At 73.8% G+C, this 21,665-nt stretch carries 19 protein-coding genes; 8 read left to right on the forward strand and 11 right to left on the reverse strand.

The features are described 5' to 3' along the window. The first annotated feature begins 22 nt into the window (after window positions 1-22). Window positions 23-997, forward strand: a complete 975-nt coding sequence (locus ACFVVU_RS08010) for a zinc-binding dehydrogenase (RefSeq protein ID WP_387788737.1) — start codon at window positions 23-25, stop codon at window positions 995-997. Between the two features lie 62 nt (window positions 998-1,059). Here the strand turns inward: ACFVVU_RS08010 and ACFVVU_RS08015 are convergent, their stop codons facing one another. After that, window positions 1,060-1,851, reverse strand: coding sequence for an inositol monophosphatase family protein (locus ACFVVU_RS08015; RefSeq protein WP_387788738.1), 792 nt, complete (start codon window positions 1,849-1,851; stop codon window positions 1,060-1,062). Between the two features lie 67 nt (window positions 1,852-1,918). Here ACFVVU_RS08015 and ACFVVU_RS08020 point away from each other — a divergent pair, with 67 nt between their 5' ends. Next, complete coding sequence (locus tag ACFVVU_RS08020) at window positions 1,919-2,719, forward strand: IclR family transcriptional regulator (protein WP_387788739.1); 801 nt, start codon at window positions 1,919-1,921, stop codon at window positions 2,717-2,719. 101 nt (window positions 2,720-2,820) lie between these two features. Here the strand turns inward: ACFVVU_RS08020 and ACFVVU_RS08025 are convergent, their stop codons facing one another. From ACFVVU_RS08025 to ACFVVU_RS08045, 5 genes are all read right to left on the reverse strand, one after another. Beyond that, window positions 2,821-3,600: a carbohydrate ABC transporter permease gene (locus ACFVVU_RS08025; RefSeq protein ID WP_380682618.1), complete on the reverse strand. Its 780-nt coding sequence runs from the start codon at window positions 3,598-3,600 to the stop codon at window positions 2,821-2,823. Between the two features lie 8 nt (window positions 3,601-3,608). Further along, the gene (locus ACFVVU_RS08030) at window positions 3,609-4,487 is read right to left on the reverse strand and encodes a carbohydrate ABC transporter permease (RefSeq protein ID WP_387788740.1); all 879 of its coding nucleotides are present in this window, start codon (window positions 4,485-4,487) and stop codon (window positions 3,609-3,611) included. After that, window positions 4,484-5,809, reverse strand: a complete 1,326-nt coding sequence (locus ACFVVU_RS08035; protein ID WP_387788741.1) for an ABC transporter substrate-binding protein — start codon at window positions 5,807-5,809, stop codon at window positions 4,484-4,486. Before ACFVVU_RS08035 ends, ACFVVU_RS08030 begins: the two co-directional genes overlap by 4 nt. A gap of 103 nt (window positions 5,810-5,912) precedes the next feature. Beyond that, window positions 5,913-7,052, reverse strand: a complete 1,140-nt coding sequence (locus ACFVVU_RS08040) for an ABC transporter ATP-binding protein (RefSeq protein WP_387788742.1) — start codon at window positions 7,050-7,052, stop codon at window positions 5,913-5,915. Window positions 7,053-7,230: 178 nt separating this feature from the next. Continuing rightward, window positions 7,231-8,109, reverse strand: a complete 879-nt coding sequence (locus tag ACFVVU_RS08045) for a hypothetical protein (RefSeq protein WP_387788743.1) — start codon at window positions 8,107-8,109, stop codon at window positions 7,231-7,233. 337 nt (window positions 8,110-8,446) lie between these two features. Between ACFVVU_RS08045 and ACFVVU_RS08050 the strand changes: the two genes are divergently transcribed. From ACFVVU_RS08050 to ACFVVU_RS08065, 4 genes are all read left to right on the forward strand, one after another. Then, window positions 8,447-8,833, forward strand: coding sequence for a toll/interleukin-1 receptor domain-containing protein (locus ACFVVU_RS08050; RefSeq protein WP_380682623.1), 387 nt, complete (start codon window positions 8,447-8,449; stop codon window positions 8,831-8,833). Continuing rightward, complete coding sequence (locus ACFVVU_RS08055) at window positions 8,830-12,507, forward strand: tetratricopeptide repeat protein (RefSeq protein ID WP_387788744.1); 3,678 nt, start codon at window positions 8,830-8,832, stop codon at window positions 12,505-12,507. Before ACFVVU_RS08050 ends, ACFVVU_RS08055 begins: the two co-directional genes overlap by 4 nt. A 308-nt stretch (window positions 12,508-12,815) precedes the next feature. Then, window positions 12,816-12,992, forward strand: coding sequence for a hypothetical protein (locus ACFVVU_RS08060; RefSeq protein ID WP_380682625.1), 177 nt, complete (start codon window positions 12,816-12,818; stop codon window positions 12,990-12,992). Between the two features lie 375 nt (window positions 12,993-13,367). Further along, window positions 13,368-14,444: a methyltransferase gene (locus tag ACFVVU_RS08065; RefSeq protein ID WP_380682626.1), complete on the forward strand. Its 1,077-nt coding sequence runs from the start codon at window positions 13,368-13,370 to the stop codon at window positions 14,442-14,444. A 138-nt stretch (window positions 14,445-14,582) separates the two neighbouring features. Here the strand turns inward: ACFVVU_RS08065 and ACFVVU_RS08070 are convergent, their stop codons facing one another. Continuing rightward, window positions 14,583-16,034 carry an ALF repeat-containing protein gene (locus ACFVVU_RS08070; protein ID WP_387788745.1) on the reverse strand — a complete coding sequence of 484 codons (1,452 nt, stop codon included), beginning with the start codon at window positions 16,032-16,034 and terminating at the stop codon, window positions 14,583-14,585. A gap of 136 nt (window positions 16,035-16,170) precedes the next feature. Between ACFVVU_RS08070 and ACFVVU_RS08075 the strand changes: the two genes are divergently transcribed. Next, window positions 16,171-16,962, forward strand: a complete 792-nt coding sequence (locus tag ACFVVU_RS08075) for an aminoglycoside adenylyltransferase domain-containing protein (RefSeq protein WP_380679886.1) — start codon at window positions 16,171-16,173, stop codon at window positions 16,960-16,962. 30 nt (window positions 16,963-16,992) lie between these two features. Here the strand turns inward: ACFVVU_RS08075 and ACFVVU_RS08080 are convergent, their stop codons facing one another. Next, window positions 16,993-18,000, reverse strand: coding sequence for a polysaccharide deacetylase family protein (locus ACFVVU_RS08080; protein ID WP_387788746.1), 1,008 nt, complete (start codon window positions 17,998-18,000; stop codon window positions 16,993-16,995). A 274-nt stretch (window positions 18,001-18,274) separates the two neighbouring features. On the opposite strand from ACFVVU_RS08080, the gene ACFVVU_RS08085 reads away from it, so the two are divergent. Beyond that, window positions 18,275-19,093 carry a methyltransferase domain-containing protein gene (locus ACFVVU_RS08085; RefSeq protein ID WP_380679892.1) on the forward strand — a complete coding sequence of 273 codons (819 nt, stop codon included), beginning with the start codon at window positions 18,275-18,277 and terminating at the stop codon, window positions 19,091-19,093. A 78-nt stretch (window positions 19,094-19,171) separates the two neighbouring features. Here ACFVVU_RS08085 and ACFVVU_RS08090 read toward each other — a convergent pair whose 3' ends face one another. From ACFVVU_RS08090 to ACFVVU_RS08100, 3 genes are read right to left on the reverse strand one after another with little or no spacing between them, the layout of a single operon-like run. After that, complete coding sequence (locus ACFVVU_RS08090; protein ID WP_387788747.1) at window positions 19,172-20,770, reverse strand: MFS transporter; 1,599 nt, start codon at window positions 20,768-20,770, stop codon at window positions 19,172-19,174. Window positions 20,771-20,819: 49 nt separating this feature from the next. After that, window positions 20,820-21,116 (reverse strand): SHOCT domain-containing protein, encoded by a 297-nt coding sequence (locus tag ACFVVU_RS08095; protein ID WP_387788748.1) that lies wholly within the window; start codon window positions 21,114-21,116, stop codon window positions 20,820-20,822. A gap of 51 nt (window positions 21,117-21,167) precedes the next feature. After that, the gene (locus ACFVVU_RS08100) at window positions 21,168-21,638 is read right to left on the reverse strand and encodes a DUF6325 family protein (RefSeq protein WP_380679901.1); all 471 of its coding nucleotides are present in this window, start codon (window positions 21,636-21,638) and stop codon (window positions 21,168-21,170) included. Window positions 21,639-21,665 lie beyond the last annotated feature (27 nt).

The raw sequence follows: 21,665 nt of genomic DNA on the forward strand, positions 1-21,665 counted from the left end.
GACAGAACAGAGGAGACCGACCGTGCGAGCCCTCCGCGTCGACCGCCCCCGCTCCGTCGCCCTCGCCGAACAGCCCGCCCCCACGCCGGGAGCCGGCGAACTGCTGGTCCGCCCGCGCGCGGTCGGGCTCTGCGGCACCGACCTGGAGCTGATCGACGGCGCCGTCGACCCCGCCTACGTCCGCTACCCACTGGTGCTCGGCCACGAGTGGTCCGGCGTACTGGCGGACGGGACCGCGGTGGTCGGCGAGGGAGTCGTCCCCTGCGGCGCCTGCGCCGCCTGCGGGCGCGGGGCGACCAACCTGTGCGCGACGTACGACGAGATCGGCTTCACCCGCCCCGGCGCCGCGGCCGACCAACTGGCCGTCCCCGCCCGGCTGGTGCACCGGCTGGCGCCCGGCGTGGACCTCGCCGAGGCGGCCCTGGTCGAGCCGATGGCCGTGGTGCTGCGCGGTCTGCGCCGGGCCGCGCCCGAACCGGGAGGGCGTGCGCTGGTCGTCGGCGACGGCACGATCGGCCTGCTGGCCGCCCATCTGCTGCGGCTCCGGTCGCCCGCCGAGGTCACCGTGCTCGGCCGGCGACCGGAGCAGGCCGGCCTCGCGGTGGCGGCCGGAGCGGACCGGTTCACCCTGGACGCCCGGGAGGCGGGCGGCGGCTACGACCTCGTGGTCGAGGCGGCCGGCGCGCCGGAGGCGGTGCGAACGGCGTTCGGCGCGGCCGGGCGCGGCGGACGGATCCTGCTGCTCGGGCTGGCCGGGACCGGCCGCACCGCCGCCCTGCCGATCGACGACACGGTCAACGGCGACCTCACCGTGCTCGGCAGCTTCGCCTACACCTCGGAGGCCTGGCGGGAGACGGTGCGGCTGCTGAACGCCGGCGAGGTGGCACCGGGCTTCGTGATCACCCACCGCTTCCCGCTCGCCGAGGCCCACCGGGCGCTGGCCGTCCTGCGCGGCTGCGCCGGGCCCCGGGGGAAGGTGCAGCTGACCCTGCCGTAACGCCGGACCCCGTCGTGACACCGGACCCGGCCGTGGCGCCGGGCCGGCCCGGCGTGCCCGGCTCACCCGACCACCCGGCGCAGCGCGGCGGCGATGCCCGGAGCGGCGGCCAGCACCAGCTCCCCGTCCGGCGGACCGCCGCCCGGTCCCGCCACGACGGCGCCGGCCTCCCGGGCGATCAGCGCGCCCGCCGCGTGGTCCCACGGCCCGAGTCCGCGCTCGTAGTAGCCGTCGAGCCGCCCCGCCGCGACCGCGCACAGGTCCGCGCAGGCCGAACCGCTCATCCGGATGTCCCGTACCACCGGGGCGAGTTCGGCGAGCACGGCGAGCTGCCCGGCGCGGGCCGCGCGGTCGTACGCCAGGCCGGTGGAGACCAGCCCCCGCGACAGCGCCGATTCGCCGCTCGCCCGCAGCGGCCGGCCGTCCAGGGTCGCGCCCCTCCCCCGGGCGGCGGCGAACACCTCCCCGCCGGGGAGGGTCACCACCGCGCCGGCCTCGGCCGTCCACCCGCCCGCCCCGGGCGTCCACCGATCCGGCGGGCCGCTCACCACCGCCACGCTCACCGCGCACGGGGCGGCCCCGTACAGGAAGTTGACCGTGCCGTCGAGCGGGTCGACGATCCAGGTCAGTCCGCTGCTCCCGGGCCGGTGGCCGCTCTCCTCGCCGAGGAAGCCGTCGAGCGGCCGCGCGGCGGCCAGCGCGTCGCGGATCAGCGTCTCGGCCCCGCGGTCGACGGCGGTCACCACGTCCAGCTCCGAGGACTTGGTCGCGACCACACGGGCCCCGCCCGTGCGGCGCCGGACGAACGCGGCACCCTCGCGTGCGAGTTCGGTCGCCAGGGTCAGCAGGTCCACAGGCCCTCCTAGAATGTTTGGCAGGGAAGAATCAGGTTCCACAGGACAGCACAGAACGGGGACGGCGATGGCGGACGGCACGGAGAGCGGCGAGAAGCGCAGCTACGCGGTGGGCAGCGTGGTCCGGGCGCTGCGCCTGGTGGACCTGGTCGCCGAGGGACCGGCCGAGGGCGTCACCCTGACCGAGCTCACCCGCGGTCTCGGCACCTCCAAGTCCACCGCCTACTCGCTGGCCCGCACCATGGTCGACGCCGGCTACCTGCGCGACGTGCAGCCCGGCCCGCGCTACCGGCTCGGCATGGCCCTGGTGCGGCTCGGCGACCGGGCGTCGGCCACGCACCCGCTGGCGGACGTGGTCAAGCCGGTGCTGAACGAGCTCAGCCGGCAGACCGGGATGACGGCGCGCGCCGCGATCAACGACGACGGCTACCCGATGTTCATCGCCCGGGTCGACGCCGCGGGCACCGTCCGCTTCCACACCCCGCTCGGGGTGCGTGAACTGCCGCACACCTCCGCCGCCGGCAAGGTGATCCTCTCCCTGCTGCCGGCCGCGGTGACCGAGCGGATCGCCGAGGAGACGGGCCTGCCTCCGCGCACCCGCAAGACGATCACCTCGGCGGCCGAGCTGCGGGCCGAGCTCGACCTCACCCGGGGGCGCGGCTACGGCGTGGACGACGAGGAGGACTCCGACGGCGTGCTGTGCGTCGCCGCGCCCGTCTTCGACCACACCGGGACGGTCCTCGGCGCGCTGTCCGTCACCGGGCTCAAGGGGGACCAGTCGGTGCGGCAGATCACCGAGCTCGGCGGGGTGCTGACCGAGGCCGCCGACCGGATCACCCGCACGCTCGGCGGTTACCGGGCCCTCTGAGCACCGGCCGGGTCTGGCTCCGGATCCGGGTCCGGGTCCGGGTCCGGGTCCGGGTCCGGGTCCGGAGCACGGCCGGGCTCCGGGTGCGGGGCCCGGGGCCACTACTTGATCCCCGAGCGCAGGAAGCTGTTGATGAACTGCCGCTGCCCGATCAGGAAGAGCGCGAGCAGCGGCGCCGCGACGATCACCGTCCCGGCCGCCATCCTGGGCACGTCGATGCCCGTCTCCGGGGCAAGGAAGCGGACCAGGCCGACCGTCACCGGACGGGTCTCGTCCGACACGGCGACGATCAGCGGCCAGAGGAAGTTGTTCCACTGCGTCGAGATCGAGACCAGCGCGTACGCGACGATGCTCGGCCGGGCCGCCGGCACGAACACCTTCCACAGGATTCCGATCCGTGAGACCCCCTCGATCCGGGCCGCCTCCACCAGCTCGTCCGGCACCCCGAGGAAGGCCTGCCGCAGGAAGAACACGCAGAACGCGCTGGCCACATAGGGCAGTCCGACCCCGGGGAGGGTGTCGAGCAGCCCGAGGGCGGCGATCGTCCGGTAGTTCTCCGACATCAGGACCTCGGGGAAGATCATGAGCTGGATCAGCACGAAGCCGAACAGCGGCCCCCGCAGCGGGAACGCGAACCGGGCGAACGCGTAGGCGGCGAGCACGCCCACCAGGAGCTGGGCGGCGGTGATCCCGGTGACCAGCAGCGCGGTGTTCAGGTAGTAGCGGCCGAACGGCGCGGCCCGCCAGGCCGAGGAGAGGTCGGCGGTCCCCGACTCGAAGGCGCGGACGAAGACGTAGAGCAGCGGGGCCGTCCAGAGCAGGCCGGCCAGCCACGCGAGCGCCGTCTCGACCCGGTCGGGCCAGCTGACGATGCGGTCCACGGGGGCTCCTAGCGGTAGTGGATCCGGCGGTCCAGCAGACGGATCTGCAGGACGGCCAGGGCGACCAGGACACCGATCACCAGCAGCGCGACGGCGGCGCCGTACTGCGGCCAGTGCTGGGAGAAGGTCACCCGGTAGAGGTAGTAGAGGAGGAGGTTGCTGGCGTTGTCCGGCCCGCCCTGGGTCATCACGAAGACGAAGTCGACCATCTTGATGCTGTCGGCGAGCGCCACGATCGCGGCGAACAGGGTGGTCGGCATCAGCAGCGGGAAGGTCACCCGGCGGAAGTGGGCGAACCGTCCGGTGCCCTCCAGCTGGGAGGCCTCATCCAGTTCGGGGTCGATGGCCTGGAGGCCGGCCAGGTAGAAGATCATGAAGAAGCCGGCCTCCTTCCAGACCATCATCACCATCAGCGAGGGCAGCACCAGGGCGGTGTCACCGAGCCAGTCCGGCCCGGTCACCCCGAACCGGGCGAGCAGTTCGTTGATCACCCCGATGTTGGGCTGGTAGAAGTACAGCCAGATCACGGCGATCGCGACCACCGGCAGGATCGCCGGGGCGAACACGCCGGCCCGCAGCAGCGCCTTGCCCCGCAGGGCGCGTTGCAGCAGGACGGCGAGCAGCATCGCGAGCACGAGGGAGACCGGGACGGTCAGCGCCGAGAACAGCAGGTTGTTCACCAGGGCCTTGCGGAAGACCTCGTCCTCCGCCAGGAAGCGGTAGTTGTCCAGGGTGGGCCCCTCGTCCCGGCGGTCGTACAGGCTGCTGACGACCGTCGAGACGAGCGGCTTCACCGTGAACAGGGCGAGGAAGGTGAACGCGGGCACCAGCAGCGCGTACGCGAACACCTGGTCCGGGACCCTGCGCGGCGAGGTGCGGGACCTCACCGGTGGGTCTTCAGGATCGCGTCGATGTCCGACTGGGCCTTGTCCAGCGCCTGGCGCGGGTCGGCGCCCTTGAGCAGCACGGACTGCAGCGCGGGGGCGAGCGTCTGGTAGACCACCCGGTCGCGGTCGACCGTGGCCATCTCCGGGATGGCGTCGGCGACGGCGTCATGCGGGGCCTTCGCCTGCGGGTGCTGGGCGAGGTAGCCGCGCATCGCCTCGGTGTTCCAGGCGGCGGCGGAGGTGGCGATGTAGCCGGACTTGGCGGAGACGTCCGCGGCCCGCTCCGGGGTGGTGAGGAACTTCGCCAGCGTGACGGCGGCCTCCTTCTGCTTCTTGGAGACGCCCGCGTCGAAGAGCATCAGGCTGCCGCCGCCGGTGGGCGCGCCCTTGCCGGCGCCCGCCGGGAGCGCCGAGACGCCCCAGTCGAAGCCCGCCTTCTCCTGGATCGAGCCGATCCGGCCGGAGGTCGTCCAGAGGATTCCGGTGGTGCCGGCCAGGAAGTCGTCGGTGGAGGTGCCCCAGGCGACCTCGGTGGTCGGGGCGATCTTCTGGGCGCCGAGCGAGGCCCAGGACTCCAGGGCCTTGACGTTCTGCGGCGAGTTGACGGTGACCTTGGTACCGGCCCGGTCGCTGATCGCGCCGTCGCCGCCGGCCTGCTGGACGAGTGCCTGGTAGAGCCAGTACGCCGTCCCGGTGGAGGTCGGGATGAACAGGCCCCACTTGGCGCCCGCGCCGCTCTGCACGGTCTTGGCGTCGGCGATCAGCTCGTCCCAGGTGGCCGGCGGCTTCTCGGGGTCGAGCCCGGCCTTCTTGAAGTAGTCCTTGTTCCAGTACTGGACGATCGTGGAGCGGGCGAAGGGGATGCCCCAGACCTGGCCGTCGGCGCCGACCGAGTTGGACATGAACTGCGGGTAGAAGGAGTCCTTCCACTGCTTGTCGGCGTCGGTGGTCAGGAACGGGTTCCAGGCCGTCACGGCCTTGCGCTCGACCAGGTCGTGCATGAAGGACTGGTCCATGATCGCCAGCGCGGGCGCCTTCTTGGCGTCGATCGCGGTGTTGACGGCCGCCAGCGTCTGGTCGTAGTCGCCGGAGTAGACGCCCTTGACCTTGATCTCGGGGTGCTCCTTGGCGAAGTCCTTGAGGTAGCCGTCGATCAGGGTGCTGAGGGTGCCGACCTGGTCGGGGTAGTAGAAGTCGATGCTGACGGCGCCGTCCTTCGCGCCGTCACCGCCCGAATCGCCCGAGGCCGAGGAGCAGCCGGCGATCGCGGTCAGCGCGAGCGTCGCTGCGGCGAGCGCTCGGGTGCGGGGAGAGAGGGCCACGGAGATCTCCTGACGGGTCTGTGCTTCGGTGCTTGGCGCTTGGTGCTTGGTGCTTGGTGCTTCTCGGTGCGTTGGTGGAGCTTTGGACCGCTGAGCACGGGGTTCAGCTCACGGCGCCGACGAGGCGGCGGGCGTCGAGGCGGACACCGGTGCGGCGGTCGAAGAGGTGGCAGGCGGAGTACCGGACGCCGAGCCGGTCGCCGCCGGGGCGGTGCTCGTCGGCGCGGACCCTCACCTGGACGGTCCGGGTGCCGACCCGGAAGGCGATCAGCCGGTCGGCGCCCAGCAGTTCGTCCCGCATCCGGACGGCCGGCAGGGTCAGTTCGCCCGGGCCCGGCACGAGGTCCTCGGGGCGGACGCCGAGCACGAGTTCCTCGGGCAGCTCGTCCGGCAGGCCCTTGAGCAGGGCGGACGCCTCGATCCGGACCGCGTCGCCCCCCTCGCTCCCACCCTTGCCCTCGCCCTCATCGAGGGCCAGCCAGGCGCCGTCCCGGCGGACGTCGAGCAGGTTCATCGGCGGGGAGCCGATGAAGGAGGCGACCCGCACGGAGGCCGGGCGGGCGTACAGCTCCTCGGGGGCGGCGATCTGGTCGATGCCGCCCTCCCGCATGACGATCACCCGGTCGGCCATCGTCATCGCCTCGACCTGGTCGTGGGTCACGTACAGGACGGTCAGCCCGAGCCGCTGCTGGAGTTCACGCAGCTCGGTGCGCATGTCGGCGCGCAGCCGGGCGTCCAGGTTGGACAGCGGCTCGTCCATCAGGACGAGCTCGGCCCCGCTGACCAGGGCCCGGCCGAGGGCGACCCGCTGGCGCTGGCCGCCGGAGAGCTGGGCCGGGCGGCGGTTGAGCTGCTCCGTCAGCCGCAGCTGGCGGGCCGCCTCCGCCAGTCGGGCGTTCCGCTCGGCCCTGGGGACCCGGCGGGACTTGAGGCCGAACAGGATGTTCTCGGCGACGGAGAGGTGCGGGAAGAGCGCGTAGTTCTGGAAGACCATCGCCAGCCCGCGGTCGGCGGCGGGAACCCGGTTGACGGAGCGTCCGCCGATCCTCAGCTCGCCCTCGTCGGCGCGTTCCAGGCCGGCCACGATCCGCAGTGTGGTGGACTTGCCGCAGCCGCTCGGGCCCAGCAGGGCGGCGAACTCGCCGCTCGGCACGGTGAAGTCGATCGCGGTCAGCGCCTGGTGCCGGACTCCCCTGGCGCCCTGGTAGGTCTTCGAGATCCGCTCCAGTACCACGTCGGGCATTCCCGCCCACCCCTCACGATCCGCAGAGTGCTCTGCGATGTTCCGAGATGTTCTGCCATTCCGAACATCGATCTGCTTTCCTGAACATGGTGGCGCGCCACCCGGTCGTCGCGGCGGCGCGCCGATGACCTGCCGATGAAATCCGGGCGGCCGCTCGGAGCGACCGGACCCGGACCGGTCAACTGGTCCTGGTGTAGTGCTGGAGGTAGAGGAAGATCGACTTCCAGCCCGAACCGACGTGCACGATGTGCAGCTGGCCACCGGAGGGGCCGAGGTCCCAGGCCGCGATGCCCTGCACCTCGTCGCCCGGCTCCGCGTCCTGGTGGAACTCGTAGGAGACCTGACCGGTGTTCGGGTCGATCGAGAAGACGGACTTGCCGCTGTCGTCGACCGAGGCGTAGAGCTTGTTCTGCCAGACGGCCGCGCCCTGGATCCGACTCAGCGGCTGGGACAGGGTGATGGTCCGCTGCACCGGGAGGGTGCTGCCGGCCGGCAGGGTGAGCAGGTCGGCCAGGCTGTAGGCGATCAGGGTGTTGGTGCCGTTGGCGGCGTTCTGCGTCCACGGCGCGGTGTAGACCAGGCCGGCGGCCCCGTCCACGGCCACCCACGGCACCCCGCCGGGCATCTTGTCGAGCGGCAGCTGCACGTAGCGGCCGGTGTAGCTGAGGTCGCTCGCGTTGTAGAGCGCCAGCAGCGGGTGCTGGTAGTTGTTCTTGCCGTCCTCCAACGGGGCGATCACATAGCCGCCGTAGTACTCCAGGTCGCCGATGTGGTCGCTCTTGAACGGGGAGCTGAGCGACGACGGGATCGGGAACGCCGAGGAGGCGACCTCGCTGTCGTTGGAGATGGTCGCCTTCACCATCCCGCCGGGACCGGCGTAGTAGAAGTACGTGCCGTCGGTCGCCACGCCCTGGCCGCGCTCCAGGGCGTTGAACCCGGTCCACCGGTAGTACTGCGCGGTCCGCGTCCACGTCGCGGCCTGCGCGGGGGTGGCCGCCGCGACGGCCACGGCCGCCACGACGGCGGCGCTGATGCTGATCCTGCCCAACTTCTTCACAGCCGATCACCTCTGCCTGTTCGGGGGGGTGCTGGCGCCCGCTGTCGTTCGACGCCGCGCTCTCGGCGGTATCCGGGGCTGCGAGGTTCCAATTGTTCGGTACTACAGAACCTCGTTCCCTATCGCCAACATGATTACAACAGGGCCGCTCGAACAGGGTCAACGAGCGGGAGGTGAACGTCCGATGTCACCGGACAGGCGGACGACGGGCTCCGCCGGCCGGCGGTGGTCCGTACCGGATACCGCAGGACGGCCGCCGAACCCGCCGAACCGCTGCCCACCGCGGGGCGGTTTCCGTAGACTTCCGACGGGATTCGACCCAAGGGGGCAGCGGCACATGGCGGACGTGTTCATCAGCCATCGGGGCAACGACGACAAGAAGGCCGAGGAGCTCGCCGACGAACTCCGGGCGCGCGGGCACCGGGTGTGGCTCGACCTCTGGGAGATCGGGATCGGCGACTCGATCGTGCAGAAGATCGACGAGGGGCTCGCCGGCTACCGCTTCCTCGTGCTGTGCCTGTCGGATTCGGGCGTACACGCCCCCTGGATGAGCCGGGAGTGGCTGTCCGCGCTCGCCCGCCAGCTGAACGGTGCCGACGTGAAGCTGCTGCCCGCCCGGCTGACCGGGGGTGAACTCCCCTCGATCCTGGCGGACATCAAGTACGCGGACCTGGTGGCCGACTGGAACGAGGGAGTCGAGGCACTGGATCGCGCACTGCGATGAGCTGCCAGGAGGTCTTCATCGTCGCGGCCCTGGACGAGAGCGAGCACGCCGAACTGGTGGCCGGGAAGCTCCGCGAGGCCGGCTACCCGGTCTCCCACAACGGGACCGTGCCGGTCGGCGACTCCGTCTACGCGGCGGCCGTGCAGGCCCTCGACCGGAACGCCCCCGTCGTCCTGTGCGCGACCCTGAGGGCCGTCGGCAGCGACTGGGCGCACAAGCTGGTCGGCGCGGCCCGGGCAAGGGCCTCGTCGCGGGTGTTCGTGGTCCAGATGGACGCCGAGGCCTACGTCGACCAGCTGGCCATCGGCACGGTGACGGCCCGGTACTGCGACGATCCCGTCAAGGCGATGGCCGATCTGCTCGCGGCGCTGCAACACCACTTCCCCTGCCCGCCGCCCCCGCCACCTGCCCGCCCGGCCGCCCGGGCGGGCGACCGGGGCGCGGCCGGGCAGTTCCTCGACGAACCCAGCCCCACGGCCGAGTTCGACCACGACGTGGTGCGCGCCTTCCGGGCGGACCTGCACGAGGACGTCCTCGCCGACCATCCGGCCACGCTCACCGCCGCGGAGTTCCTGAAGCGCACCGGGGTCTGGACCGGCGAGGTGCTGACCCACACGGGTGTGCTGATGTTCACCCGGTACCCGGCCGCCGGTTCCGTCCGGTCGATGGTGAAGTGCGTCGAGTACTTCGGCACCGACCGCTCCGCCGCCCGGCACCCCGTGACCTTCGAGGGACCGGTGACGGAACTCATCGCCGGGGCACGCGACTTCGTCGCCGGCCGGGTGCACCGCGGCGAACGGCCCAGCGCCGAGAGCGCCCGGTCGGTCCCCGTCTACGAACTGCCGATGATCGCGGTGCGGGAGATCATCGCGAACGCGCTGGTGCACCGCGACTACGCACGCGTCGACGCGTGCGTGCACGTGCGGCTGTTCACCGACCGGCTGGAGGTCAGCAGCCCCGGCACCTGGCCCGGCGGCGTGCTCGCGGACTCGGATCCGCGGGAGCTGACCGCCCTGGAGGGGCAGTCCGTCAAACGGAACTTCCAGCTCGCCCGCCTGCTCACCTGGAACCGGCTGGTGGAGGGCGAGGGCAGCGGGATCCCCACGGCGGTCGCCGACTGTGACGCCGTCGGCGCCGCCCCGCCGCAGGTGGTGGAGGCGGACGGCTTCGTCACGGTGACGCTGCTCCGCCGTGCCCGGCGGAGGGTCTTCCCCCCGGTTCGCGCGGTCCGGCCCTCGTGGCCGCTCCAGGTCGGGCCGGTGCCGCGGCGGGCGGACAGCCTGGTGGAGCGCGATCACGAACTGTCGGTGCTCGGCGCGGCCGACGGCGGGGCCGTGGTGGTCACCGGGATCGGGGGCGTCGGGAAGACCCAACTCGCCGCCCTGCACGCGACGCAGACCCTGTCAGGGGGCCGGATCGACCTGCTCGTCTGGGTGTCCGCCAGCAGCCGGGAGTCGGTGCTCACCGGCTACGCCCAGGCCGCCGCGGAGCTGCACCTGGCGACGGCCGACGACGTCCCGACGGCGGCCCGGATCTTCCTCAACCACCTCGCCATCGCGGACTTCCGGTGGCTGGTGGTGCTGGACGACGTTCTCGAACCGTCGGACATCGGCGATCTCCTGCCGCCCGGGCACGCCGGCGGCAAGGTCGTGGTGACCACCCGGCGGAGGGACTCGGCGCTGATCGGCGTGGGACGGACGCTCGACCTGGGGACGTTCTCCCCGGCGGCGTCCGTCGGCTACCTGGGCAGCAAACTCGCCGCCGCCGGCCTGTACGACGAGCCCGGGCCGCTGGCCGAACTGGCCGAGAGCCTCGGCCACCTTCCGCTGGCACTCGCACAGGCCGCCACCTACATGGCCGACGTCCATCTCGACAGCTCGGCCTACCTGCGCCTCCTGACGGATCGGCAGCTGCGTCTCCAGGACGTCCTCCCGGACCCCTCCGGGCTGCCGGACGCCCAGCACACCACGCTGTCGGCGAGCTGGGCGCTGTCCGTGGCACGAGCCGACCGGATGCGACCGCTGGGCCTGGCCCGGCCCGTGCTGGAACTCGCCTCGATGCTCTCCCCCAGCGGTGTCCCGCTCGACGTCTTCCTCAGCGACGCCGCCCTCGACTACCTGAAGGCCCGGACGGTTCTGGACAACACCGCAGCGGGCCATCGCCGCCGCGCACCGCACGAGGCCCGTGCCGCGCTGAGCTGCCTGCACCGTCTCGGGCTGGTCTCCTTCGAACACGACCGTGGACTGGTGCGGGTGCACCGGCTGACCCAGCGGCTGACGCTCGAACACCTTCCGGAGCCCGGACTGGGCGAAGTGGCCCTGGCGGCAGCGGATGCCCTGGCCCAGGCCTGGGCCGCCGACGGGCACGACCCGGCACGAGCCCAGGGTCTGCGGAACTGCGCGCGGGCGCTGCTGGAGCACTCGCCGCAGGTGCTGTGGTCCGGCGGGATGCACCCGGTGATGCTGCGCCTGGCCGAGAGCACCGGTACGACCATGCCGCTGGAGGCCGTCCGGTACCTGAGCGGGCTCGTCGCCGAAGCCACCGAACGGCTCGGCCCGGACCACCCCGACGTCCTGGACACACGCTCGTTCCTGGCCCGGTGGCGGACCGCCGCCGGAGACCTCGTGGGAGCGGCGGCGGAACTGGAGCGGCTGGTGGCGGACACCCGACGGGTCCTCGGGCCGTACCACTCGGACTCCCTGCGCGCGGCGCACGACCTGGCCTGGTGCCGCGGCCAGTCCGGCCGCCCCGAGGAGGCCGTGGAGGCCCTGACAGCGTTGCTGGCCGAGGCGCAGGAGATCTTCGGCGCCGACCACCCCGAGGCGGTCTCGATCCGCCGCAGCCTGGCCACGTGGCGCGGGGAGTGCGGTGACACCGCCGGCGCCATCGCGGAGCTGCGGGAGCTCCTCGCCTTCGCCGAGCGGCTGTTCGGACCGGATCACCCCGAGACCCTGCTGCTCCGTGGCCGCCTCGCCTGGTCCATCGGCCGGAGCGACGACGCCCCGACGGCCACCCGGCTCTGGCGCGCCCTGGTCGCCGACCAGACCCGGGTCCTGGGCGCGGAGCACCCCGACACCCTCACCTCGGGCGACAACCTGGCCTCCTCGCTCGGCCAGGCCGGTGCCTCCCGGGACGCCGCCGAGTTGCTGGAGCGCGTCAGGGAGGCCCGGCTGCGCGTCCTGGGTGCGGACCACCCCGACACCCTGACCTCCGGCAACAACCTGGCCTCCTGGCTCGGCCGGAGCGGCGATGCCCGGGGAGCGGTGAGGCTGCTGACGCGGATCGCGGTGGACCGGGCGCGGGTCCTCGGGCCGAACCATCCGGAGACCGTCGTCACCCGGGCCAATCTCGCGTACTGGCTGGGCACCGTTCTGGAGTCGAGCACACTGCCGCCCGAGGAGGTCGCCGAACCCGTGAGCCGGCTCGACGCCCGGCTGGCGGCCTGGGTGACGGCCTGCCTGCGCGAACCGGACCGTACCGTCAAACCGTGGCAGGACCTCGTCGACCGGGCGCTCGCCTCCGGTGCGGAGGAGCTGTTCCACGAGCTCGCCCGCACGGGCGGAACGCCGGTGGCGCCGGAGGAAGTGGGAGCGGTCAGCGGCTCCGTGGCCCTCCACATCGCGGGCCACGGCACTGTTGTCACAGGTATCCAGGGCAACGTCCACATCAGCTGACGCCCCGGCGGCGGTGTCACCGGGAAGGGCCGACCGGGCCGGCTCCCGGCGGCCGGGGTCAGAGATCGGGCTCGGTGCGGGACCAGGTGCGGCCGTGGTCGTCGATGTGGAGGCGGCCCTGGCGGTCACCGCTGCTCCAGACCAGGTCGAGGCGGGCCGCCGCCCACCGCCGGAGGGCCGGGGGCGGAGCCTGCCCGAATCGGCTTTCCCGGGCGGGCGGCGATCGCAGTACGCTGGACGACCGGTCTCGGTTCGGACGGGAGGCGACAGTGGCGGCGACGGCTCGGTCCAACCATGAACTGCAGACGATGGGCGACCTGTTCGCACCGCCGGGCGAGCCGGGGCCGCCCGAGGTGCGAACGCGGGCGCGGAGGACGGTGGCGGCACGCGCCCGGGACACCGAGGACTGCCGGCTGCTGCTGGACGCCCTGGGGCTGCTCGAACCCGGCGATCCGCCGGGGACGGCCGGGACCGCGGGCCCGTAGACGCGCTCCGACCCGAGGGCCCGTCGATGAACTGACGGAACCATCGAAACTGGCCGAGGTCACAAGCCCCGCGGGGTGGGAGGTCAGCTCGTCCCAGGGGGCGTACGGGCGCAGCAGGCGGGCGAGCGGGGCGTACGGCGACCCTCCGGACTACGGCCGCCGCACCGCCCTCCACGTCCACGAGCGCGGGTGGAACGTCATCGCCACGATGCGCGCGCCGAGAGCGGCACCGGCGCCCGGGCGCGGTAGCCGCCACGGACCTGGGACAGCGGCGCGCGGCACTCGAAAGAACGGGATCGCCGTGCGCCCGGCTTCGGGGCCGCCGGCGGTGGGCAGTCTCCCGGGCGGACATTCGGCCGCGAGGAGGAGGACGGGATGAGCCAGGACGAGACCGTGGTGGCAGCGGGGACCACAGGGACGGAACGGACCGGGGACGGCGGCGGCGAGGACGGTCTGCGGCGGTCCGCCGCGTTCCTCGTCGACGAGGCCCTCGGCTTCCTGTTCCCCGCGGCCCTGCGCGCCGCCGCCGATGTCGGGGTGGCCGACCACCTGGCGAACGGCCCCGCCACCCCCGGCGAACTCGCCGCCGCGACCGGCACCGACACCCGCAACCTCTACCGGGTGCTGCGGCTGCTCGCCACCCGGGGGGTGGTGTCCGAGGACGAGCAGGGCCGCTTCACCCTCACCGACGCCGGCCAGGCGCTGCGCGGCGACGTCCCGTACTCGGTGCGGACGGCCGTCCAGATGCTCACCGACCGCACCATGTGGCGCCCCGCCGGGGAGCTGACGCACTGTCTGACCGAGGGCACCACGGCGTTCGAGAACATCTTCGGGATGCCGTTCTTCGACCACTTCGCCAAGGACGAGCGCACCGCCGCCGTCTTCCACGTCGGCATGGCGGCGATGTCGGACCAGGAGAACGCGCCCATCGCGGCCGCCCCCGACTTCCCGCCGAGCGGCACGGTGGTGGACATCGGCGGCGGTCACGGCGGTCTGCTGCTGGAGGTGCTGCGCCGCGGCCCGGGCCTGGAGGGCGTCCTCTACGACCGCTCCCACGTCCTCGCCGGCAACCGGCTGGGCGCGCACCCGGAGATCACGGGCCGCTGGACGGTCCAGGAAGGGGACTTCTTCGCCGCCGTGCCGGCCGGTGACGTCCTGATGCTCAAGCGGATCACGCACGACTGGGACGACGACGCGTGCGTGACCCTGCTCGGCCACTGCGCGCGTGCGCTGCGCCCGGGCGGCCGGGTGCTGGTGCTGGACGCCGTGGTTCCCCCGGGCAACGAGCCCCACCAGTCCAAGGATCTGGACCTGATGATGATGGCCTCGCTGACCGGCCGCGAGCGCAGCGAGGCCGACTTCGCGGAGCTCTTCGCGCGGGCCGGACTGCGACTGTCCCGGGTGATCCCCACGCCGACCGTGCTGTCGGTGGTCGAGGCGGTCGCGGCCTGATGCTCCCCTGACCCCTCGTTGGCGGTCCGGGCGCGGTCCGGGCGGCCCGTACGCGCGTGTCACCCCGGCCGCCGGGAGGCGGCCGGGGTGACGGGGCGCCGGCCTTCGGGTGTCCGGGCCTGCGGATGCGCGGGTGGGTCAGTCCTCGGTGGGGCGACGGCGGCGGGAGACCACCACGAGCGCCGCACCGGCGGCGACGGCCGCGGCGGCGGCGCCGGCCTCCGTACCGAGGCCCTCGGCACCGGTGGCGGCGAGCTGCCCGGGGCGGGAGGCGACGGTACCGGTGGTGGTGGCGCGGGTGGTGGGTGCGTGGCGCGTGCCGGTGCCGGAGCCGGTGCTGCCGACCGCGGCCTGAACGACCTGGCCGGTCGGGGCGGCCTGGCCGGTCGGGGCGGTGGCGGTGTCCTGCGGTGCCGGGGTGGTGGCCGGCGCCTGCTCGGTGGGCTGAGTGGTGGGCTGGGCGGTGGGCTGGCCGCCGGCCTTCGCGGCGGCCTCGTCCTTGGCGCGGGCCGCGTCCCAGCCGTACTCCAGGAAGCCCAGGACGGCCTGGTCGCTGCCCTCCAGGGCCGCGAGGGCGGCCTGCCGGACCGCGGGGCCGCCGCTCTCGGCGATCTGCGAGACCCTCACCCGGTGGTCGCTCATGCGCACCGCCGCCAGCTCGGACTCCAGGAAGCCGCGCAGGCCGGCGGCGTCGCGGTCGAGCGCCTTCTGGGCGGCGCTGCGGGTGTGCGGGCCGGTCTGCGGGTCGGCGACGATCCGCTCGATCTCGGCGTGGTCGTCCTCGGCGCGGGCGGCGAACTGGCCCTCCTTGAGGAACTTGACGAGGTCCGCGTAGCTGCCGTTGAGGGCCTCGCGTGCGGCCTTCTGCACGGCGGGACCACCCTTGGAGAGGATCTGGGTGACCTCGACGCGGTCGTCACCGGCACGCACGTCGGCGAGTTCGACCTCGACGAAGTGCCGCAGCGCGGTGGTCGTTCCGGCGTCGAGGGCCTTCTGGGCGGCCAGTCGCAGGCGTCTGCTGGTCTGCGGATCGGCCAGGAGACGTTCGATCTCGTCGCGGTCGTCCTCGGCCTGGGCCGTGAACCAGCCCTCCTTGAGGAAGGCGATCAGGGCCGAGTGGGTTTGCGCGGTCACCGCGGCCACCGCGGCCCGCTTCACGGCCGGGCCGCCGACGGCGAGGGCCTGGAAGACCTTCACCCGGTCGTCGATGTAGCGGGCGACCTCCAGGCCCTCCGCCAGGTAGCGCCGCAGGGCCTCGGGCGTTCCGACGGCGAGGGCCTTCTGCGCCTCCTCCCGCACGGATATTCCGCTGTCCTTGTCCGCGAGGATCCGCTCGATCTCGGCGCGGTCGAGCTCCTCCTGGGTCACGCCGCCCTCGGGGGCGGTCGTCCCGGGCTCGGAGCCGACCGGCCGGCCGGTCTCGGCGGGCCCGGGCCCGGGGGCGCCGGTGGGCCGGTCGGCCTCGGCGGTGTCGGGCCCGACGACGCCGGCCGGCTGGGGAGCGTCGGCGGCCACGGCCGAGGACGGGAAGAGGACGGCAGGGGCGAGAACCGCGGCCGCGACGACGGCGGTGACCCGAGGAAGCTTCATCCGGCAGAACCTGCTCTGTACGAAGAGTCTGTGAACGCACGAAGCATAGAGGGTCCGGGCCTGTCGTCACATCCCCCTGTTTTCAGGGGAGTCGGGCGTCCACCGCCGGACGGCCGCGGACGGGCAGACTTGGCCCATGAGCCACGATGACGAGGAGCGGCGGCCGGTGCCCGCCGAGCTGCGCGCATACCTGGGGGAGGTCGTCCGCCGGGTGCGGGCGGTGTGCGGGGCCCGGCTGGTGAGCGTGGTGGCGGTCGGGTCGGTGGCACTCGGCGACTACCGGCACGGCCGCAGCGACGTGGACGTGGTGGTGGTCGTCGAACCGGGCCTGCCGAGGGCGGCGCTGCGCCGGCTGGCCGGGGAGCTGGCCCATCCGGGGCTGCCCTGCCCGGCGGCCGGGCTGGAACTGGTCGTCCACGACGCGGAGTTCGCCGGACGGTCGGCGGGCGGACCGAGGTTCCTGCTCAACCTCGACACCGGGCCGCTGCTGGCGGAGCGCGCCGACCTGGACGGCGCCGGGGCGGCGGCGTTCTGGTTCGTCATCGACCGCTCGATCGCGCACCGGGCCGGGATCACCCTGTGGGGCGCGCCGGCGCGCCGCGTGATCGCGGAGCCCGCGCCCGCCGAGCTGTTCGCCGCACTGCGCGCCGCCGTGCGCGAGCACGCCGACGGGCCGGGGCACCGCGCGGAGGACCGGGTCCTCAACGGCTGCCGGGCGGTGGCCTTCTGCCGCTCCGGCAGATGGTCGGCCAAGCGGGCGGCGGCCCGGGAGACCGCCGAGGCCGAACCCCGGTTCCGGGCGCTGCTGGAGGCCGCGGTACGCGGTTACGAACGGCCTCGGGCGGCGGCCGGCGCGGCGCTGCCGGAGGCGGAGGTGCGGGCGTTCCTGGACTGGGCGGGCGAGCGGGTGGCGGAGGCCGGCAGGTGAGACGGCGGCGGCGCCGAAGGCGACGCCGGCTCAGGCGGCGACGGGGCGTGTGGCCGCGAGCAGCTGGTCGAGGGTAACCAGGCGGTAGCCGCGTGCGCGCAGGCCGGTGATGACGGCGGGCAGCGCGGCGACGGTCTGCGAACGGTCCTCACCGCCGTCGTGCATCAGGATCACCGAGCCGGGGCGCACCTGGCTCAGGATCCGGTCGGCGATGACCTCGGGGCCGGGCCGTGACCAGTCCTTGGCGTCGACGTCCCAGAGCACCGTGACCAGGCCCAATCCGTCGACCGCGCGGAGGAGTTCGGGGCTTCGTCCGCCGTACGGGGGGCGCAGCCAGCGGACCGGGCGGTCGTCGCCGCAGGCCTCGGCGAGCACCTCACGGGTGTGGCCGAGCTGGCGGGCGAGGCCGATCGGGCCCAGGTCCGGCAGGTAGGCGTGGGACCAGGTGTGATTGCCCAGGGTCTGGCCCGCGTCGGCGATCCGGCGCACCACGGCGGGGTGGGCCAGGGCGTTCAGGCCGATGCAGAAGAAGGCGGCCGGGGCGTCGTGACGGTGCAGTACGTCCAGCATCCGAGGCGTGAACTCCGGGTGCGGGCCGTCGTCGAAGGTCAGTGCCACCAGCGGCCCGGTGTCCTCCCTTCCGGTCAGCAGCCGTCCCCGGGAGGAGAGTTCGCTCTCCACCGGCGCGCCGGCCCGATCCGCGGCCGCGATCTCCTCCTCGCGCCCGCTCATCGTCCAGGCCCCGGCGGGCAGTACCGCCAGGTCCTCGGCACGGGAGCGGCCGAGCGCGGCGAGCGCCTCCGCCGTCGCGCCGCCGTCCGCGAGGAGCGGCGGATCGGCGCGCAGCACGCGCACCCCGGCGGCCGTGAGGGAGGCGTCCATGATGCCGTTGGCGCTGTCGACGACCACGGTGAGGCCGTCCGGGGTTCGGGCCGCCAGTTCGATCAGCCGGGCCACCGGCCGTTCCACCCCGCAGTGTTCGAACACCTCGACCGCCCCCGGCACGGCGATCCGGTAGCCCTCACGCGTCACACCCACACCCGCGAACCGCACCGTGCTGCCCTCCCTGGGAACGATCGAGGCCGACGGGACGGCTCCGGGCACCACGCGGGGTCCCGCCCCCCACAGGCGTCCCCGACGGCAGGCAGCCCAGATCATACGGACGCCGGCTCTCCAGGACGATAGGGCGGAACGGAATGAATCCGATGACACCGGCGCGGGATTGACGCCACAACAGGACACGGCAGGACACGACAGGACACAACAGGGAGCGGCCAGGCCGGAGCGGGGTGCGCTGCCTAAAGTGGGCGCCATGACCGATCCCCGGCCGACCTCGCCGTTCCACGCCACCAACGCCGATCCCGCGGTCACCGGCCGGTTGGTCGCCGCGCTGGACGCGCAGGCCGCCAACGCCGGCGTGCGGCGGCTGCGCGCGTGGGCGCACGAACGGCTGGCGGCGGCCCCCGGCGAGCGGGTGCTGGACATCGGGTCCGGCACCGGTTCGGAGACACGCGTGCTCGCCGCGGCGGTCGGGCCGGGCGGCAGCGCGATCGGGCTGGAGCCCAACCCCGGGCTGCGTGCCCTCGCCGAGCGGCGCGCCGCCGAGGCCGGGAGTGCGGCCCGCTTCCTGGACGGCGACGCGCTCGCGCTGCCGCTGCCGGACGCGGACCTGGACGCGGTGCGGTGCGAACGGGTCCTGCAGCATCTGACAGATCCCGCGCGGGCCGTCGCGGAGATCGCCCGGGTGCTGCGGCCGGGTGGCCGGGTCACCCTGCTGGACACCGACTGGGCCACCTTCATCCTGCACCCCGCCTCCCCCGGCGTCCGGTCCGCGCTGGCCACGGTCGCCCGGGACGCCGCCGCCACCCCCGACGCCGGGCGCCGGCTCGCCGGCTGGCTGGCGGAGGCCGGGCTGACCGTCGACGCGATCGGCTCCGACGTCCTGCTGCACGACCCCCGGTCCGTCACCTGGCCCCTGGTGCGGGGGCTCGGCGCGGCAGCCCTCGGGCGGGGCCTGATGGACGAGGAGCAGCGCGACCGGCTCTACGAGGACCTGACGGCCGCCGCCGAGCAGGGTGCCTTCCACCTGTCGGTGACGATGTTCGCCGTCGCCGCCCACCGGCCGCGCTGACGGCACCGCGCCACCGCTCCCCCGGGGTGTGCTTCGGGGCACCGTCCGGTCGGGCCCGGGGCAACGGGAGCGTCCGGGCTACTCCTCGGGCCCGGATCCGGCGGCCGGGCGCCGGGAGGGGAGCCGGCGGGTGAACAGGACGGCGGCGGCCGTGATGCCCGTGCACGCGAGGACCGCGGCCTTGAGTCCGTTGATCTGCGCGTCCTGGTAGCTCTCCACCACGGCCGCGGCCTCCTCCGGCGGTATCCCGGGCTGCGCCGCCAGCGCCGCCGCCACCTGGTCGGCGGGCACGAACGACAGCCCCGCCTCCACGCGGACCCCGGCCTGCTCGGCGACGGCGGCGGAGACCCGGGGGTCGCTCTCGATCTGGCTGGTGACGGACGTCGCCAGGGCGCCGATCAGGATCGCGCCGATCAGCGCCGTCCCGAGCGAGGAGCCGAGGTTCTGGGCCGTGTACTGCAGCCCGCCCGCCTCGCTGCGCTCCTCCTGCCGCACGCTGGACTGCACCGTGTTGCCCAGCTGGGAGGCGAGCATCCCCATGCCGATGCCGAGCAGCGCCATCGCCCCGGCGAACGAGCCGCCGCGAAGCTCCGGCCCGATGACGGTGATCAGCCACAGGGTGGCGGCGACCAGGACCAGCAGCCCGGCCCGGACGATGGTGCGGGTCGAGGCGAACCGCAGCATCAGGGAGCCGGACATCGAGGCCGCGAGCATGGTGATGGACACCGGCAGCAGCCGCAGGCCGGTCTGGAAGGCGTCCAGGCCCTGGACGACCTGGAGGTAGAGCGGGATGACGAAGAACAGGCCCAGCAGGACGGTGTTCTGGTTGAACAGGGTCGCCAGGCCCGAGCGCAGCGTCCGGTTGTCGAACAGCGCGAGCGAGACCAGCGGGTCGAGGCCCTTGGCCTCCCGGCGGCGTTCGTGCAGGGCGAACGCGTAGATCAGCGCGGCCCCGAGCGCCACCGCGAACAGCGTCGGGGCGAAGCCGAGGACGGTGAACGGCGGGTTGCGGGGCTGGACCCAGCCCCAGGTGCCGCTCTGCAGCACCGCGAGCACCATCACGGCGAGGCCGGCGGCGGACAGCACCACGCCCGCCACGTCCAGCCGGGGGCGCCGCTCCGGTGGCGGCTGCGGCGGCACCCAGTGCATCAGGAACAGGATCACGACGACCAGGACCACCTCCCCGGCGAACACCAGCCGCCAGGTCAGATAGGTGGTGACCCAGCCGCCGAGCAGCGGCCCCACCGCGATGCCGGCGCCCGCGAGTCCGCCGACGACGCCGTAGGCCACGGCACGGTCGCGGCCCTGGTAGGTGCCGGCCACCAGCGCCGCCAGCGCGGGCAGGACCAGGGCGGCGCCCAGGCCCTCGATGACCGACCACCCCAGCGCGAGCACACCCACGGTCGGGGCCACCGCGGTCAGCCCCGATCCGACCGCGTACACGGCGAGCCCGACCACGAAGACCCGGCGCCGACCGTACATGTCGCCCAGCCTGCCGCCGGTCAGCATGAAGGAGGCCATGACCAGGGTGTAGAGGGTGATGACGGCCTGGATCGCGGTCACCTCGGTGTCGAAGTCCTCGACCAGCTGGCTGATCGACACGTTCATCACCGACGCGTCGAGCACCATGAGGAACTGGGCCGTCCCGAGCACGACCAGGGTCTTCCAGCGGTTCATCACGTCACCACCACGTCACCCGCCTTGCCGCCGCGCGCCCAGCACGCGGTCAGCTGCCGAGGATCCGGGCCTTCTGGGCGGCGAACTCCTCCTCGGTGAGGACGCCCTGGTCCCTGAGCGTCGCCAGGTCCTTGAGCTGGTCCAGCTTGTCCTCCATGGTCGGCGCGGCGGGCGGTGCGGCGGCCGGCGGGGGCGGGGGCGCGGCGGGCTCGGCGTAGTAGCCGGCCTGCGGGGCGTCCTGCTGCGCCCAGCGGCCGGCCTGGCGGCGGGAGACCCGGTTGGAGACGGCGGTGGCCGTTCCGGCGACCACCGCGGTACGGGCGACTCCGCGGAGCAGTCCGGGCATGGCTTCCTCCTGGGGTGCGAGGGGTGAGGGGGGTGCGGGAGGGGAGCGGGCTCAGCTCGCGGCGTCGAGCCGGTCGAGCGAGTCCAGCACCGTCAGCAGGTCCTGGACCGGGACCCGCCCGCCGGCGACGAGGCGCGCGTCCTCCCGGCGCAGCGCGGCCACCAGCGGCGCCGCCCAGCGGTTCTCGTAGAGAAGGACGGCGGCGGAGTCGCCGGGATCCAGCAGTGCGCCGGCCTCGGCGACGTCGGACTCGCCGAGCACGCCCGAGGAGGCGCCCTCGAAGACGGTCAGGTCGAGACGGCCGTCGCCGGTCACATCGGCCAGCTCGGCGCCGACCACGGTGCCGTCGGTGTCCTTGCGGACGAAGGTCAGGTCGAGGATGCGGATGATGCCGCGGTCGACCAGGTCCACGAGCAGGGGCAGTCCCTCGCCGGTGAAGTGGCTTCCGGGGAACGCGATGACCAGGTAGTCGATGGGGCCCAGGTCGTCGAGTTCGCCGCGGGTGTCGGGTTCGCTGCTCACGTCGGCTCCTGTCGGAGGAGGGCCGGC

Origin of the sequence: Kitasatospora sp. NPDC057965 (genome assembly GCF_042887135.1) — a bacterium.
Taxonomy (GTDB): domain Bacteria; phylum Actinomycetota; class Actinomycetes; order Streptomycetales; family Streptomycetaceae; genus Kitasatospora.

Excerpts from the sequence above, each read along its gene's own strand:
- ACFVVU_RS08090 (WP_387788747.1), bottom strand. The coding sequence starts at position 20,770 with ATGAACCGCTGGAAGACCCTGGTCGTGCTCGGGACGGCCCAGTTCCTC.
- ACFVVU_RS08020 (WP_387788739.1), top strand. The coding sequence starts at position 1,919 with ATGGCGGACGGCACGGAGAGCGGCGAGAAGCGCAGCTACGCGGTGGGC.
- ACFVVU_RS08065 (WP_380682626.1), top strand. The coding sequence starts at position 13,368 with ATGAGCCAGGACGAGACCGTGGTGGCAGCGGGGACCACAGGGACGGAA.
- ACFVVU_RS08085 (WP_380679892.1), top strand. The coding sequence starts at position 18,275 with ATGACCGATCCCCGGCCGACCTCGCCGTTCCACGCCACCAACGCCGAT.
- ACFVVU_RS08060 (WP_380682625.1), top strand. The coding sequence starts at position 12,816 with ATGGGCGACCTGTTCGCACCGCCGGGCGAGCCGGGGCCGCCCGAGGTG.
- ACFVVU_RS08040 (WP_387788742.1), bottom strand. The coding sequence starts at position 7,052 with ATGCCCGACGTGGTACTGGAGCGGATCTCGAAGACCTACCAGGGCGCC.
- ACFVVU_RS08075 (WP_380679886.1), top strand. The coding sequence starts at position 16,171 with ATGAGCCACGATGACGAGGAGCGGCGGCCGGTGCCCGCCGAGCTGCGC.
- ACFVVU_RS08070 (WP_387788745.1), bottom strand. The coding sequence starts at position 16,034 with ATGAAGCTTCCTCGGGTCACCGCCGTCGTCGCGGCCGCGGTTCTCGCC.
- ACFVVU_RS08050 (WP_380682623.1), top strand. The coding sequence starts at position 8,447 with ATGGCGGACGTGTTCATCAGCCATCGGGGCAACGACGACAAGAAGGCC.
- ACFVVU_RS08095 (WP_387788748.1), bottom strand. The coding sequence starts at position 21,116 with ATGCCCGGACTGCTCCGCGGAGTCGCCCGTACCGCGGTGGTCGCCGGA.
- ACFVVU_RS08055 (WP_387788744.1), top strand. The coding sequence starts at position 8,830 with ATGAGCTGCCAGGAGGTCTTCATCGTCGCGGCCCTGGACGAGAGCGAG.